The 15,795-nt window shown below is 63.2% G+C and carries 8 protein-coding genes (1 of these 8 running past the window's edge); 5 read left to right on the top strand and 3 right to left on the bottom strand.

What is annotated here, in order from left to right:
• Nucleotides 1–23: 23 nt before the first annotated feature.
• Nucleotides 24–1,643 carry a PvdJ/PvdD/PvdP-like protein gene (locus NWV16_RS10080; protein WP_260522895.1) on the bottom strand — a complete coding sequence of 540 codons (1,620 nt, stop codon included), beginning with the start codon at nucleotides 1,641–1,643 and terminating at the stop codon, nucleotides 24–26.
• A gap of 174 nt (nucleotides 1,644–1,817) precedes the next feature.
• On the opposite strand from NWV16_RS10080, the gene pvdM reads away from it, so the two are divergent.
• The 5 genes from pvdM (at nucleotide 1,818) to NWV16_RS10055 (ending at nucleotide 9,785) form a co-directional block, all read left to right on the top strand.
• Complete coding sequence (pvdM, locus tag NWV16_RS10075; RefSeq protein WP_260522894.1) at nucleotides 1,818–3,188, top strand: pyoverdine-tailoring dipeptidase-like protein PvdM; 1,371 nt, start codon at nucleotides 1,818–1,820, stop codon at nucleotides 3,186–3,188.
• A complete protein-coding gene (locus NWV16_RS10070) occupies nucleotides 3,185–4,468 on the top strand; it encodes an aminotransferase class V-fold PLP-dependent enzyme (protein WP_260522893.1) in 1,284 nt (427 codons plus the stop codon). Before pvdM ends, NWV16_RS10070 begins: the two co-directional genes overlap by 4 nt.
• Nucleotides 4,469–4,502: 34 nt before the next feature.
• Entirely contained in the window at nucleotides 4,503–5,411 is a 909-nt protein-coding gene (locus tag NWV16_RS10065) for a formylglycine-generating enzyme family protein (protein WP_260522892.1), read from the top strand.
• A 147-nt stretch (nucleotides 5,412–5,558) separates the two neighbouring features.
• Nucleotides 5,559–7,208: a cyclic peptide export ABC transporter gene (locus NWV16_RS10060; protein WP_260522891.1), complete on the top strand. Its 1,650-nt coding sequence runs from the start codon at nucleotides 5,559–5,561 to the stop codon at nucleotides 7,206–7,208.
• 117 nt (nucleotides 7,209–7,325) lie between these two features.
• A complete protein-coding gene (locus NWV16_RS10055; protein ID WP_065257428.1) occupies nucleotides 7,326–9,785 on the top strand; it encodes a TonB-dependent siderophore receptor in 2,460 nt (819 codons plus the stop codon).
• Between the two features lie 124 nt (nucleotides 9,786–9,909).
• On the opposite strand, the gene NWV16_RS10050 is transcribed toward NWV16_RS10055, so the two are convergent.
• The gene (locus tag NWV16_RS10050; RefSeq protein ID WP_260522890.1) at nucleotides 9,910–10,869 is read right to left on the bottom strand and encodes an alpha/beta hydrolase; all 960 of its coding nucleotides are present in this window, start codon (nucleotides 10,867–10,869) and stop codon (nucleotides 9,910–9,912) included.
• A 66-nt stretch (nucleotides 10,870–10,935) separates the two neighbouring features.
• Nucleotides 10,936–15,795 carry the final stretch of a non-ribosomal peptide synthase/polyketide synthase gene (locus NWV16_RS10045; RefSeq protein WP_260522889.1) on the bottom strand. 10,197 nt of this gene lie beyond the right edge of the window, so the window shows 4,860 of its 15,057 coding nt (coding positions 10,198–15,057); the start codon falls outside the window, past its right edge; its stop codon occupies nucleotides 10,936–10,938.

The raw sequence follows: 15,795 nt of genomic DNA, 5'->3' as shown, positions 1-15,795 counted from the left end.
ACGATTGAGTGACAATGCAGCCCTCAGGCCGCGCCGGTTTTGGCCGTCAGATTGCGCGCATACCACGGTCGTTTCGGCACGCGCCGGAACAGGCTTTCAAGCTTCTTCTCGTCCTCACCGAAGGTGATGCGCAGCGCCAGCTTCATGGTTTCCGGGTCCATTTCCACCGACTTGCCCACCTGCAGGCCCGGCACGGTGCTGCACCCATGAGTGGTCGGGCCGAGCCAGGGGTCCGCCACCTCGACCCAGCGCCCGGGCGCAAACCATTTCACGCCATTGACCTCAAGACGTGAAACCTGCCCCGGATGGAAGCGCTCGTGAGCGCGGAACCAGTCTTCCACACGGTCGTCGATCCAACCATGAAACGCCCAGAACACCGGGTTCACATGGGATGAAAACGGGTCGCCCAGAAAGTCGTTTTCCGGAGCGAACCAGCGCGCGGCAAAGTCATCCAGATCCCGGGCCAACGGCACCGGCTGGCCGTTGGAAGGATCCCGCGGCACCGAGGCCCAGCGCATGTGCAACCAGTCGTGCAGACCCAGTTCCACTTCGGAGCCGAACTGGCCCAGGGTCAGCTTCGACAGGTACTGCGGATCGCGGTACTGCGATTCCCAGACTTCGAAATTGCTCTGATAGGTCTCGGCGGTCTTCAGGTCGCTGACCCATTGCGCGTACTCGTCATCGCCCTCGGCCAGCCAGGTCGGCGGCAGCGAGGTGCCGTCGTGGTTGTCGAAATAACGGGCGAACCCGACACGGTCGCGCACCAGTTCCGGTTGGGGCAGCGGGAAAAACTGCCAGGACGGCAGATCCTGCATGGAGCGCGCGGTGCCGAGCATGTGCCGGTGCATAAAGAAAAAATCGATGCCCGAACCGTTGCGATCCTTGCGCGGACCGCGAGCATCGCGCTCCTGATCGCGAGGACCGGGTTGCCAGCCGAGGCCGCGCAAGGCGTTGCGCTTGTCTTCGGACAAGGTGTGCCACTTGTCCCGCGTCGCATGCCAGACCTGGTGAAACAGCCGATGCTCGGGGGACACCAGCCACGCCAGCAGCGTCGGATTCAACGGTGTGCGTTGTCGTGCTTCCGGGAACAGGCATTTGACCGCAATGAAGCGGTGATCCTGGGCCGGCAAGGCCAGCGAGCGGTCGAGACGCTGCACCGTGCCGCTGAGGCTGCCGCTGCCGGCGTTGCCGAAATCGGCCCAGACCTCATCGAGGATCATGTTCAGTTCGTAATCGACACGGCCCCCGGCGCCCAGCAACCGCCAACTGAGCTTCGAGGCCTCGGCCCCGGCAAGATCGCCGAGAATCCGGTAACGCGGTGTTTCGGCAGAACGCAAACGCTCCGGCGTGTCGAGAAACCCGCACACGCCCCGGCCCTTCTGGCCGATATCCAGAAAGACTTCCAGACCCTCGGGCGGCAGCCCGTCGAGGCCGGCATCACGGCCGACAAAACGGATCTTCCAGATCCCGCGCAATGCATTCGCCAGGCGCTGCCCGGCCACGTCGGCGACATCGAACGACGCCTCGCCGGGCGTGATCGTCGGGTCGGGCTTCGTCCATTCACGATGCCCGAAATAAGCTGCAGGTACGGCAGCGCCGGTCAGCGCCAGGCCTGCCATGAACCATCGTCGAGAAATCCTCATTGCCCTACCTGTATTCAGCCCTGAAGCAGGCTTTATCCCAGCTAGAACGTTTGCTGCCCGGACAAATTTAAGCGTCGGTGACCACGACTAATTTTTTCCTGCGCCCGCTCGTTCCTCCCAGATAGCAAAGGCCTCTGCGCCTGTACCTCGACAGCGAACCTGACTGAGATGGCAATGACAAAACCACGTTCGAAAAAGGCTCTATTCATCGGCCTGCCGCTGGCCCTGGCGATCAGCGCCGGTGCCGGTTTCGCGGTCTGGGACATCGGGTTCAAGGACAACCCCGGCTATCCGGTCAAAGTCATGCAGCAGGCCGAAGAACTGCACGAACACATGCTCTCGTTCGACAGCCACATCACCATCACCCAGAACTTCGGCACCACCGGCAACGAGATCGACAAGGACGGCAGCGAGCAGTTCGACCTGGTCAAGGCCAATCGCGGACGGCTGTCCGGTGCGGCGCTGACGATTTTCGGCTGGCCGGAAATCTGGAACGGTCCGAACGCCCCGCACAAGCCCACCGCCGGTTTTGTCGAAGAGGCGCGCAACCAGCAGGAGATCCGCTACAAGATCATCTCCGGGATGGTCCGTGACTTTCCCAATCAGGTCGGCATCGCCTACACCGCCAACGACTTCCGGCGCCTGCACGGCGAAGGCAAGTTCGCGATCTTCATCAGCATGCTCAACGCCTACCCGCTGGGTCATGACCTGAATCAGCTGGACCTGTGGACGGCGCGCGGCATGCGCATGTTCGGCTTCAGCTACATCGGCAACAACGACTGGGCCGACTCGTCGCGCCCGCTGCCGTTTTTCAATGACTCGCCGGACGCTCTCGACGGTCTTTCCGATATCGGCAAGCAGGCAGTCAAGCGCCTGAACGACCTGGGCGTGATCATCGACGTGTCGCAGATGTCGACCAAGGCCCTGGAGCAAGTCGCGCAATTGAGCCGCACGCCGCTGGTGGCCTCGCACTCTGCACCGCGGGCCATGGTCGATATCCCGCGTAACCTCAGCGACAAGGAATTGCAACTGATCAAGAACAGCGGCGGCGTGGTGCAGATCGTTGGTTTCTCGCAATACCTGCGTCCGCTGACCCAAGGCACTCAGGACAAACTCAACGAACTGCGCAAGCGCTTCGATCTGCCGCCGCTGCCGAATCAGGCCTTCGCGCTGATGCCGGGCGATCCGATCATCTCGGCGTGGTCGGAGCAGAAGTTCGGCGAATACGCCGGCCAGCTCTACGCCATTCTCGATACAGAGCCAAAGGCGAGCCTGAAGGACCTGGGCGACGCCATCGATTACACCGTGCGCAAGATCGGCATCGACCACGTCGGCATCAGTTCGGATTTCAACGAAGGCGGCGGCGTCAAGGGTTGGGAGAACGTCAGCGAGATTCGCAACGTCACCGCTGAACTGCTGTCGCGCGGTTACTCGGAAGCTGACATCGCCAAACTCTGGGGCGGCAATTTCCTGCGGGTCTGGGATCAGGTCGAGAAAGCCGCCAGACCGGCGATTGCTTCGAGCCGGGAAGTCGCCAGGCCATGAGCAACCGTCGTGACTTTCTGAAGCAGGCCGGGATCCTCGCTGCCGCACTACCGCTGGGCGCAAGCCTGCCGAACATCACCAACGCGTCAACGGCCGCCGCGCCGCCATCGCGCAACAAGTGGGCGCAATTGCAGCAGTTGTTCGATCAGGATCCGGCCTGGCTGCACTTCTCCAACTTCCTGGTCACCACCCACCCTCGCCCGGTGCGCGAGGCGATCGAAATGCACCGCGCCGCCCTCGACAAAAATCCGGGGCTGGCCATGGACTGGGACCACGGTGTCACCGAAAAACGCGAAGAAGAAGTGCGCGCCTGGGCGGGCCGTTACGTGCAGGCCGATGCCCGGCAGATCGCCCTGACCGGCAGCACCACCGAAGGCCTGGCGATGATTTATGGCGGCGTACAGGTGCGCGCCGACCAGGAAATCCTCACCACCGAACACGAGCATTACGCGACCCACACCATCCTCGAACTGCGCACCCGGCGTGACGGCACTCGGGTGCGCAAGATCCGCCTGTTCAAGGACCCGTACCGGATCAGCAAGGACGAACTGCTGGCCAACATCGACCGCAGTATCCGTCCGGAAACCCGCGTACTGGGCATGTGCTGGGTGCATTCCGGCAGCGGTGTGAAACTGCCGCTCGCCGATATCGGTGCGCTGGTGGACAAACACAACCGTGGCCGCAGCGAGGCCGACCGCATTGTGTATGTCGTCGACGGCGTGCACGGCTTTGGAGTGGAAGACGTGAACTTCCCGGCGATGAACTGCGACTTCTTCGTTGCCGGCACCCACAAATGGATGTTCGGCCCGCGCGGCACCGGGATCGTGGTCAGTCGCACGACGGACGTGAAATACGTCACGCCGATCATCCCGACCTTCTCCGAGGCCGAGCACTTCTCGACCACCATGACGCCGGGCGGTTATCACGCGTTCGAGCATCGATGGGCCCTGACCGAAGCGTTCAAATTGCACCTGCAACTGGGCAAGGCCGACGTGCAGGCGCGCATTCACGAACTCAACAGCTACCTGAAAAAACGCCTGCTGCAACGGCCGCAGATCGAACTGGTCACGCCATTGAGCCCCGAATTTTCTGCCGGTTTCACCTTCTTCCGGGTCAAGGGCAAGGACAGCGACAGGATCGCCGCGCACCTGATGGCCAACAAGGTAGTGGCCGATGCCGTGGAGCGCGATGTCGGGCCGGTGATCCGCACGGCGCCGGGGCTGCTCAACGACGAAGCCCAGATCGACCGCCTGCTGGCGGTGCTCGACCGGGCGCTGTGAGCGAACGATTTCCTTCCCTTTGACGAGACTCGAAATGAACAGTGAACTGCCTCGTTCTGCCGTGAAAACCCTGCCGGCGCTGATGCTCGCCGCCCTCGCCGCGAGCCTGCTGCCAGGCGCAGCGCAAGCGGCCACAGCGCCAGCGCCGGGCAAGGTGTTCAAGGACTGCAAGGACTGTCCGGAAATGGTCGTGCTGCCCACCGGCACCTTCACCATGGGCACTCCGGAAGATGAAGTGGGCCGCGAGCCCGATGAAGGTCCGATGCACCCGGTGACCTTTGCCAGACCATTGGCCATCAGCCGCTTCCAGGTGCTCAAGGGCGAATGGTTCGCCTACCTCAAGGACACCGGCTACCGCATGCCTGACGGCGACGATCGTCCGGGTCGCGCGTGCAAGGCCGGAGTTCCGGACTACGCCGGCAGTGACCCGCGCAAGCAGTACACCGACCGGCATCCGGCGGTGTGCATGGACTTCGCCGAAGCCAACGCCTACGTGGCGTGGCTGTCGAAAAAGACCGGTCAACCATATCGACTGGTCAGTGAATCCCTGCGCGAATATGCGGCCCGGGGCGGTACGAGCGGCCCGTTCCCCTTTCCGTTCGATGAGGGCAAGGAATACAGCATCGCCAAACACGCCAACACCTATGGCGCCGCCGACGGCTATAACTTTACTGCCCCGGCCGGCAGTTTCCCGCCCAACGCTTTTGGCGTGTACGACATGCACGGCAACGTCTACGAATGGACCGCCGACTGCTACAACGAAAACTACGAAGGCGCGCCGAGCGACGGCAGCGCCTGGCTGACCGGCCAGTGTGAATTCAGGCGCATCCGCGGCAACGACTGGGGCGAAGCACCGGTATTTTCACGCTCCGGCAATCGCAATGCGCTGGTGCCGACCGAACGCGGCGACTGGATCGGCTTCCGCGTCGCCCGGGACCTGTAACCCGCCATCGCCACGCTAAATTAACCCTCCCGCCAGTCGTTCTACAGATGGCGCGATCCATTGCGACGCGCCACTGCCCTCTACGTCACCCAGGCGACGCCCGCAGCCGATGCAGGCCTTTGCCGCTCTTTCACGCAGGGAACCTCCATGAGCAAACCAACACGCGGGGTGATCAATGAATTGTTCGCCCTGCTCAAACCCTTTCGGCTGATCGTTGCCGGCTCGATCCTGCTCGGCATGGTCGGCGGCCTGAGCGTCACGGCGTTGCTGGCGACGATCAATAACGCGCTGCATTCCGAAGCCGGCCTGACCAGCACGGTGGTCGCGGTATTCGCCGGCCTGTGCCTGCTGGCCCTGGCCAGTTCGATCTTCTCCGACATCGGCACCAACTTCGTCGGCCAGCACATCATCGCCAGGCTGCGCAAGGAACTCGGCGAAAAGGTGCTGTCGGCGCCCATCGAGCAGATCGAACGCTACCGCAGCCATCGACTGATCCCGGTGCTGACCCACGACGTCGACACCATCAGTGACTTTGCTTTTGCCTTTTCGCCCCTGGCCATCTCCATGACTGTCACTCTCGGCTGCATGGGCTATCTGGCGATGCTGTCGTGGCCGATGTTCCTGATGATGGCGGTGGCGGTCCTGATCGGCACGATCATTCAATACATGGCCCAGGGCCGTGGCATGCAGGGTTTCATGGAGGCCCGCGACCACGAAGACGACTTGCAGAAAAACTACAACGCGATTGCCGAAGGCGCCAAGGAACTGCGCATCCACCGCCCACGTCGCCACCGCATGTTCGTTTCAGGCATCCAGAGCACCGCCGACCGCATCTGCGACACCCAGGTGCGCTCGGTGAACATCTACGTGATCGCCAAGACCCTCGGCTCGATGTTGTTCTTCGTGGTGATCGGCCTGGCGCTGGCCCTGCAATCGCTGTGGCCGAGCGCCGACAAAGCGGTGATGAGCGGCTTCGTGCTGGTGCTGCTGTACATGAAAGGTCCGCTGGAACACGTCATGGCGGCGTTGCCGATTGTCGGTCGTGCACAGATCGCCTTCCGCCGGATCGCCGAACTCTCCGAGCAGTTTTCTTCGCCCGAACCGCACTTGCTGCTCAACGATCAGGGCAACCGGAAAACCCCGGTGCACAGTCTGGAATTGACCGATGTTTCGTACAGTTTCCCGACCGTGGAAGGCGCGGCACCGTTCCGTCTGGGGCCGGTGAACCTGAAGATCGATCAGGGCGACATCATTTTCATCGTCGGCGAAAACGGCTGCGGCAAGACCACCCTGATCAAGTTGCTGTTGGGCCTGTATGCGCCGCAGCAAGGCGAAATCCGCCTCAACGGTCAGGTCGTCACCGCCCTCACCCGTGATGATTATCGCCAGTTGTTCACCACGATCTTCGCCGACTATTACCTGTTCGACGACGTGGTGCAGGGCGACACGCATATTCCGCAGGACGCGAACAAATACCTCGAACGCCTGGAGATCGCGCACAAGGTCAGCGTGCGCGACGGCGCGTTCACCACCACCGATCTGTCCACCGGCCAGCGCAAGCGCCTGGCGCTGATCAACGCATGGCTGGAAGAGCGTCCGGTGCTGGTGTTCGACGAGTGGGCCGCCGACCAGGATCCGACGTTCCGGCGGATCTTCTACACCGAACTGCTGCCGGACCTGAAGCGTCTGGGCAAGACCATCATCGTCATTTCCCACGACGATCGTTACTTCGACGTCGCCGACCAACTGGTGCGCATGAACGCCGGCAAAGTGGTCACCGAGCTGCAACCCGCCTGATTGTGAAACATCTGTAAAAAAAGTGCGTCGAGCCTTTCCGGTTTTCGGGAGGCTCAACGTCTTACATACAGTTAATAGAAATCGTTCTCAGTCAACACTTTCAAGAGTAGAAGAACAATGCCCGCACCGCACGGACTCCACCCGCTCGCCAAAGCTCTGCTGATCCGCCGCTCCTTGCGCACTACCCTTCCCGCTTTTTGCGCCCTGGCGTTGACCCTGCCGGTGATCGGTCAGGTGCAGGCCGCAGCGGTGGCGATCAATATTCCTGCACAGTCGCTGGGGAGCGCACTGCAGGAATTCGGTCGCCAGACCAATCTGCAAGTGCTCTACAGCCCGGACGACGTCAGCGGTCTGCGCAGCACCGCCGTCAGTGGCAGCCTGGAGCCGACCGCCGCCATCGCGCAATTGCTGCAGGGCACCGACATCGCCTACAGCGTGCAGGGCAACAATGTATCGTTGCGCGCCCGCAGCAACGGCGCGGCCCTGGACCTGGCACCGACCAGCATCACCGCCGCCGGCGAATCGGCCTGGGGTCCCGTGGACGGGATCGTCGCCAAACGCAGCGCCACCGGTTCCAAGACCGATACCGCGCTGAAGGAAATCCCGCAGACCATCAACGTCGTCACCCAGGACGAAATCAAGATGCGCGGTTCGCAATCGGTCACCGAAGCCCTGCGCTACACCGCTGGCATGACCGGCGGCGGCTTCTCCGACCGGGTGAAGATTTTCGATGAGCCGACGTCTCGCGGCTTCTCGCCAACCCCGCTGTACCTCGACGGCCTGCACCTGCCCTACGGCGGTGGCAGCACCGGTGGTTCGCTGCAGATCGACCCGTACAGCCTGGAGCGCATCGAAGTGCTCAAGGGCCCGGCATCGGTGTTGTATGGCCAGAACCAGCCGGGCGGTATCGTCAACATGGTCAGCAAGCGCCCGACCGCCACACCGCTGCATGAAGTGATCGTCGGTGGCGGCAGCTACGACCGCAAATACGGCGCCTTCGACCTCGGCGGCCCGCTCGACGACCAGGGCGAACTGCTTTATCGCCTGACCGGTGTGGTCAACGACAGCAACTCGCAGATCGACTACGCCGACCAGAAACGCATGATGCTCGCGCCCAGCCTGACCTGGCTGCCGAACGACCGCACCAGCATCACCCTGTACGGCCAGTACCAGAAAGACCACGACACCCCGGAAGCCCAGGGCCTGCCGGCCAACGGCACCGTGTACCGCAGCGCCAACGGTCGCATCAGCCGCAGCCTGTTCCTCGGCGAGCCGAACGTGAACAAGTACGACCGCGAACAGTTCGTGCTCGGCTACGAGATCTCCCACGAACTCAACGACGTCTGGACCCTCAAGCAGAACGCCCGTTACGCGCAGCTCAACGACCGTTACATCGCACCGCTGCACGGCTATTCCTTCGAACCGAATCCGGTCACCGGTGCCGATGACGAAAGCCGTCAGACCCGCTTTGGTGTGGACTGGGCCCAGGACAACAAGGTCTTCGGTGTCGATAACATCGCCCAGGCCAAATTCAAGACCGGCGAGCTGGATCACACCCTGCTGCTGGGCGTGGACTACTACCACTTCAACTCCAAGTTCCTCGGTCGCTATGACCGGACCGGACCGGCCATCGACCTGTACAAACCGGTCTACGGCAGCGAGTTCAACTTCCGCCAGCCTTACCGTTGGGACAACACGATCAAGCAGACCGGCCTGTACACCCAGGATCAGATGCGCTGGAACCAGTGGTTCCTGACCGTCGGCGGTCGCTACGACTTCGCCGAGACCATCAACAAGGAACCGCTGGGCGGCAACCGTTCGAACATCAAGGACGAGAAGTTCACCGGACGCGCAGGCTTTGGCTACGAGTTCGAAAACGGTCTGACGCCGTACGTCAGCTACGCCGAATCGTTCCTGCCACAGACCGGCGCCGACATGAACGGCCGTCCGTTCGAACCGACCGAGGGCAAGCAGTACGAAGTCGGTATCAAGTATGAGCCGAGCTTCGTCGACGGCTTCATCCAGCTGTCGGCTTACCAGATCGATCAGAACAACATGCTGACCAACGATCTGCAGAACCCGGGCTTCAGCAGCCAGAGCGGTTCGGTGCGCTCGCGCGGCGTGGAACTGGAAGGCAAGGTCAACGTCACCCAGAACCTGCGTGTGCTGGCTTCGGTGTCGCGCAACCAGATCAAATGGCGCAGCGTCAACGACGGTCGCGAAGGCCGCACCCTGGCCATGAGCCCGCCGCTGACCGCCTCGGCGTGGGTCAACTACGACTTCGACGTCTCCACCCCGCTGGCCGGTCTGGGCATGGGCCTGGGTACCCGCTACGTGCGCAGCAGCTACGGCTCGGACTACGAGGAGGATTCCTTCCAGATCCCGTCCTATACCGTATATGACGCCATGGTCTCCTACGACCTGGAGAAATCGCCGCTGCACGTCAAAGGCGTGAAAGTGAAGATGAACCTGGAAAACCTCGCCGACAAAAAGTACGTCGCCAGCTGCAACAGCACCCTGGACTGCTACTACGGCGAAGGCCGCACCATGACCGCCGACGTGACCTACAACTGGTAACACGCTCGGCGCCAGACAAAACGCCGGCGTCTGCCGGCGTTTTGCTGTCTGCCCGAATGCAAATCCCGGACAAAAGAAAAGGGCCGCAGACAGCGGCCCTTTTCAGTCCCTCGAATAACCCGTGCTACCCCGCCGTAAACACCTGCGCCAGCCGCTCGGCAATGTGCTGCTGCGCCTCCTCGGCTTCATCGATGATCGCGCCCATGCGCATGAAGTCATGGGTCATGCCTTCGTACACCTTCAACTCGACCTCGACACCCGCCGCCTGCAAATGCCGGGCGTACGCCACGCCTTCGTCGTGCAGCGGATCGCACTCGGCCAGCACCAGCAACGCCGGTGCCATATGGACCGGAACCTCACCCAGCAACGGCGAAAAGCGCGGATCGAGACGATCGGCCGCCTCACGCTGATAGTGGTCGTAAAACCAGTTCAGCGAGGCTTTCTCCAGCAGATAGCCCTCGGCGTAACGCTCGATGGTGGGTGTGCTGCGACTGGCGTCGGTGACCGGGTAGATCAGCACCTGCAAACGCGGCTGCACCGGAGCACCCGCCAATTGCGCCGCCAGCACCGTGGCCAGACTGCCACCGACGCTGTCGCCGGCAATCGCCAGACGGTCAGTGTCCAGACCCAGGTCCCGGGCGCTGGCCACCAGCCAGTCCCAGGCGTCCTGTGCATCGTCCGCCGCGGTGGGAAAACGGAACTCAGGCGCCAGTCGATAGGCCACCGAAAGCACCACACAATCGGCCATCGACGCCAGCGCCCGGCACAGCGAATCATGGGAGTCGAGGCTGCCGACCACATAACCGCCACCATGGAAGTACAACAGCGCCGGACGTCCGGCCCCGGTTTTCAACGGCTGATGGCTGTAGATCCGCGCGTCCAGCAGCGAACCGTCGCGTACCGGCAATTGCAGCTCATCGACCACAGCAAGGTCTTCGCCGCCGGCGTCCATCAGCAGCGATGACTGATCGAACTGCTCGCGGGCCTGTTCCGGGGTCAGCTCATGCATGCCCACGCGTTTGCCGCTGGCACGGCCGTTGCCGACCAGTTGCAGGAACGCGGCGATATCAGGATTCAACGACATTCAATTTCTCCAGACCACTCGGGCGCCTTAGGCGCCCGAGTGGTGTTTCCGGTTACAAAGCGGGTTTCAGGACATGACTACTGATTCAACGAACTCGCCGAGCATTTCTTCAGCCTCGGACAGGAAAGTTTCATCCCGCGGGATCTGGAAGTGCCCGCAGTCCAGCCATTCGCCGCCCATGCCCGGCTGTTCGAGTTGGGCGGCCAGTTCCACCGCCTCCTCTTCGCGACCGAGAGTCCACCAGCAGATCGGTTGCACCGCCAGCGGCGGGCAGCGGTCGAGCTGCAACGACAACTGCTTGAGCCGGCGCGCCACGCTGAACACATGGGCCAGTTCGTCGGCCCCCAGCGCCACGTAAGTCGACGCTCCCGTCTCGGTGCCCATCGCGGCGCTGAAGATCGCGCGCAGGTTCTGCACGGTTTCTTCACCCTCGATGGTCACGTCCGAGGCGTCCGGCAGCGTGACCCGCAGGAAATCACGCAGATCGGCTCGCCAGTCATCCACCGCACCGGCATTGATCGCCGCCGACGCCACGAAGCTGTCCACCAGACCGACGAATTGCACCCGCTGCCCTTCCCGCTCAAGCTGCGCCGCCATCAGCATCGCCAGCGTACCGCCGAGCGACCAGCCCAGCAGGTGATACGGTCCCTGCGGCTGTTTCTCGCGGATCTGCGCCACGTAATCGCTGGCCATGCGTTCCAGCGACGTATCGCGGAAGGCCGGGTCGAGCAACATCCGCGACTGGATCGCCAACACCTGGCGCTGACCGCTCAAGCGACGGGCCAGCGGCTCGTAGTCGAACACCGTGCCGAAACCGGCATGGATGCAGAACAACGGCGCCTTGCCCTTGACCTCGGCGTTCATCGCCAGCAGTCCGGAGGCCTTCCCGGTCGAGCCCTGAACGCTGGCCACCAGCTCGCCGATGCTCGGTTTCTGCATCAGGTCGCGCAGTTTCAGGCTCAGGCCCTGAGCCTTGAGCACACGACTGCGGGCAACCACCTGCAGGCTGAGAATCGAATCGCCGCCCAGTTCGAAGAAGTTGTCGTTGAGGCCGACCCGTTCGATCTTCAGCACCTCCTGCCAGATCTTCGCCAGGGCCTTCTCCAGCTCGGTGCGTGGCGCCACGTAATCCTGACGCTGTTCGGCGTCCGGGTCCGGCAAGGCCTTGCGATCGAGTTTGCCGTTCGGCGTCAGCGGCATGCGTTCGAGCAACATCAGGTGCGCAGGCACCATGTAGTCCGGCAGGCTGGCCTTGAGCTGCTCACGCAGGCGGTCGCACAGACCTTGCGATGCATCGGCACTGGCCAGCACGTAGCCAAGCAGTTGTTTGCCGCTGACGCCCTCGCGGGCGACCACGGCTGCATCGCGCACGCCCGGTTGTTGCTTGAGGCGCGCCTCGACTTCACCCAGTTCGATACGGAAACCACGGATTTTCACCTGATGATCGATCCGCCCCAGGTAGTCGACCGTACCGTCGGCACGCTGGCGCACCAGGTCGCCGGTGCGGTACAGACGACTGCCATCGGCGCTGAACGGGTTGGCCACGAAACGCTCGGCGGTGCCGCCGGAACGGCCCAGATAACCTCGCGCCAGCGCCCCGCCGAGATACAGCTCGCCGGCGATGCCCACCGGCAAACGGTTCAGATCGCTGTCGAGCACGTAACCGCTGCGCTCGCCGACCACACTGCCGATCGGCGCGTAGGCGGCGCCGCATTCATCTTCGGCGCCGGCCTTCCAGATCAGCGGCGTGACCACGGTTTCGGTCGGGCCGTAGCCGTTGATGATGTATTGCGGCTTGAGCGCGCGCCGGGCCAGTTCGAAGCTCGCCACCGGCACCGCATCGCCACCGAAGCAGTAGATGCGTACCGGCGGTGGATTGCCGTGTTGCTCGGCGTGTTCGGCCAGTTGTTGCAGGTACACCGGCGGGAACGCCGCCACGGTCACGCCGTGCTGATGCATGGCGTTGTACGTCTGCTCGGCCGTCCACAGGCTGTCGTCACGGATCAGCAGGCGTGCGCCATGGGTCAGCGTGGTCAGCCAGCGCTCATGGGCGCCGTCGAAAGCGAACGACATGAAGTGCAACTCGCAATCGGCTTCGCTCATTTCATACCGCTGACCGATCGCCTCGCAGTGCATCGCCAGCGGCCCGTGGGCCACGCCGACGCCTTTCGGCAAACCGGTGGAGCCGGAGGTGTAAATCACGTACGCCAGGTTGCCCGGTTCTACCGAAACCTGTGGCGCCGTATCCAGATGAGCGCTCAGGTCCAGTCGATCCAGTTCCAGCACATGCAGGTTGTCCTGGGTCGGCATCACCTGACGCAGGCTCGAATCACTGAGCAACAACGCGATACCGGAATCGCGCATCAGATAACTCAAGCGCTCGCGAGGATAGGTCGCATCCAGCGGCACATAGGCACCGCCCGCCTTGAGCACCGCCAGCAGCGCGACGATCATGTTTTCGCTGCGCGGCAACGCCACGCCGACCCGCACTTCCGGGCCGACGCCTTCGGCGATCAGCGCATGGGCCAGACGATTGGCCCGGGCCTCGATCTGGCCGTAACTGAACGTTTGATCGTTGAAGACCACCGCGGTTTGCTCGCCGCGTTGCGCAGCCCACTGGCCGATGCGCTGATGCACCGCCGACGCTGGCGATTGCACCGCAACCGGTACCTTGTCCGCCACCTGCGCGGTCGGCAGGCCGATGCGGCCCAGCGGTTGCGCAGCGTCTTCGGTCAGCGCAACCAGCAATCCCTCCATGTTGCTGCGGATGCCTTCGACGGTCGCCCGGTCGAAGTGCTCGCGCAGGAACATGTACTCGATCACCAGTCCTTCTTCGAGGGTGACCATCAGGTCCATCGGGAAGTTGGTCAGGCCCGCGCTGGCACTCTCGCCAAACTTCAGCGAGTCGTCGCGCCACTCACGCAACGCCTGATCGATCGGATGGTTCTCGAACACGATGATGCTGTCGAACAGCGACTGCCCGGTGCGACCGGCCCAACGCTGAACGTCGGACAGCGGCGTGTATTCGCGCTCGCGCATTTCCAGGTTGAAGTCCTGCAGGTCGCGCAGCCAGTCACCGACCGCCTGTTGCGCCGGCACGTCCTTGATCACCGGCAAGGTGTTGATGAACAGACCGAGGATCGATTCCGACGCCGGCAGGCTCGCCGGGCGCCCGGCCACGGTAGCGCCGAAAGTCACGCTGCGCTGGCCGCTGTAACGGCTGAGCAGCATCAGCCACGCGCCCTGCACCAGCGTATTGAGGGTGACCCGCTGGGACTGGGCGAAAGCTTTGAGCTGTTCGGTGCGGGTTTCGCCCAGACGGCTGTACAGCGCTTCATGACCGCGACCGTCACCGGTGCGCGCCACGGCGTCGGCGAGGTAAGTCGGCTCGTCGAGGAGATTCAAATGTTCACGCCAGAAACCTTCGCTGGCGTTGGCATCCTGCTGTTGCAGCCAGTTGATGTAGCGGCGGTACGGCACGGCTTCGGCCAGCGGCTGGCCGGAGTACTGGCTCAGCACTTCACCGATCAACTGCGAACTGCTCCAGCCATCGATCAGGATGTGGTGATAAGTCCAGATCAGTTGATAACTGTCCTCGCCCACTTGCACCAGCGTCAGGCGTTGCAGCGGCGGACGGTCGAGGTCGAACCCCTTGGCCCGTTCACTGGCGGCCAGCGCCTGCAACGCGGCTTGCGAGTGGTCCTGATCACGCCAGTCGAGCAGGCTCACCGGCAGTTGCGGATCGGCGAGCACGAATTGCAACGGCTCGGCCATGTCCTGCCAGAGGAAACCGGTGCGCAGAATGTCATGGCGACGGCTTACCGCTTCCCACGCCGCCTTGAAGCGCGCCGGTTCCAGGCCCTGCACCGGAATGCTCACCTGGTTGATATAGAGGTCACCGTCCGGCGAATTCAGACCAAGGAACAGCATGCCCTGCTGCATCGGCGACAAGCGGTACAGCCCGTCCAGTTGCCCTTGCGGCAACGGCAGCTCGGCAATCTGCGCCTCGCTCAAGCCGTGCAGCGGCAGGTCGACCAGCGCGGTCTGCGGTGCCGGGGTGCCTTCGCTAGCCCGGGCACGCAAGGCCAGTTGCTGGATGGTCGGTTGCTGGAACAGGTCTTTCGGGCTCAGTTCGAGGCCCTGCTGACGGGCGCGGCTGACCACCTGAATCGAGATGATCGAATCGCCGCCCAAGGCGAAGAAACTGTCGGTGGTGCTGATCCGCTCAAGGCCCAGCACCTCTTTCCAGATCTCCACCAATGCCTGCTCGGTGGGGTTGACCGGCTCGACATGTTGCTGCGAAGCCGAAAACTCCAGCGCCGGCAGACGCTTGCGGTCGAGCTTGCCGTTGGGGCTCAGCGGCATCCGCGCCAGCCACATCCGGTGCGCCGGCACCATGTAATCCGGCAGGCTCGCGCCCAGCCAGGTCGACAGGCTCTCGTGCAGTTCATTGCGCACGGTGTCCGGAGCATCGAGCGTCGCCGGATCGCTCGGCACCAGGTACGCCACCAGCTGTTGGCTGCCCAGCACATCACGGGCAACCACGACCGCTTCACGCACGGCAGCATGCTCCATCAGTCGCGCTTCGATTTCACCGAGCTCGATCCGCAGACCGCGCAGTTTGACTTGATGGTCGATGCGCCCGACGTACTCGATCACGCCGTCGGCGCGGTAACGCGCCAGATCACCGGTGCGGTACATCCGCTCGCCGGCCGCGAACGGGCTGGCGACGAAACGCTCGGCGCTCAGCCCCGGACGACGGTGATAACCACGGGCCAGGCCGATGCCGCCGAGGTACAGCTCACCGGCCACCCCCACCGGCAGCGGATTGAGGCCGCTGTCGAGAATGAAGGTCGACAGGTTGGCAATCGGCTGACCGATCGGCACGCCATCGCGGCCTTCGTCGCGGCAGGTCCAGTGGGTCAC

Origin of the sequence: Pseudomonas sp. BW7P1, assembly GCF_024981055.1 — a bacterium.
In the GTDB taxonomy this organism is placed as follows: Bacteria; Pseudomonadota; Gammaproteobacteria; order Pseudomonadales; family Pseudomonadaceae; genus Aquipseudomonas; species Aquipseudomonas bananamidigenes.
This window is presented reverse-complemented; position numbering and strand designations above follow the sequence as displayed.